Annotated in this window: 1 pseudogene; it reads left to right on the forward strand. The window is 68.8% G+C overall.

The window, feature by feature from the left end:
• Positions 1-446 (forward strand): annotated as a pseudogene (locus ACWTU8_RS32710) (sarcosine oxidase subunit alpha family protein); the annotation flags it as partial.

Genomic DNA, 446 nt, shown 5'->3' on the forward strand with positions numbered 1-446 from the left:
GCACCGTGCCGGAGATCGGCACCACCACCCACCGTCCGCCCTTCACGCCGGTGCCGCTGGCAAGCCTTGCCGGCGCGCGTGCCGGGGAATTGATGGCGCCGGTACGCCGGCTGCCGCTGGAGAGCGTGCATCGTGCCAGCGGTGCGGTCTTCCAGGAATATGGCGGCTGGCTGCGGCCTGCCCATTATGGCGGGCGCGGCGCCGATGCGGATCGCGCCATCCAGGACGAGGCGTTGCGCGCGCGCCGGTCGGTCGCGCTGTTCGACGGTTCGACACTCGGCAAGATCGAGGTGATCGGGCCGAAGGCCGCCGCATTCGTCGATTTCCTCTACTACAACACCATGTCGACGCTGAAGCCGGGCCGCTGCCGCTATGGCTTCATGCTGTCGGAGAACGGCGTGGTCTTCGACGACGGCGTGCTGGTGCGGCTGGACGAGCATCGCTTC

The sequence above is a fragment of the Mesorhizobium sp. BHbdii genome (genome assembly GCF_053848045.1).